Here is a 521-nt window from a genome sequence, read left to right as displayed (position 1 = left end):
AGTTGTTCTCTCAGGAGTGATACCGATTTAAAACACTCCTAGAGAGTCCGAAATACGCGCCCAAGATATGTCTCTGGGTGATTTTATTACATGGATAAAAATTACGCCGGAAACGACCTAAGCGTATTTTGCACTTTGCATCCGATTACTTCGTTAGACCTTTAAATTATAAAATAATTATAAGTCGTTAATATTACATGCGTTAGTAGAGTAATATTTATAATTAGTACAGTAAGTGATTTTATCTATTAGGTCCTTCTCCATTAACACGGAAGATGCCGAAAAGTTAACCGGAATAGCTATAGTATTTTGTACTTATAAGTGCTATACCTTTTTCACTATGAAAAAGGAGTAACCTTGCAGTCCAACTACTAAAATTTTAATCAAACGAACTATAATAATTAAAGCTAATAAAGTTTGTTAGGTGCCTACACAACCTGTTTTACGTTGTAGTAAACGCGTGTCAAGAAAAACTTATGGCATATGTTCTATAATAGTTATTATTTCTAGTAGAATGGTGT

The organism is Legionella qingyii (assembly GCF_003184185.1).
This window is presented reverse-complemented; position numbering follows the sequence as displayed.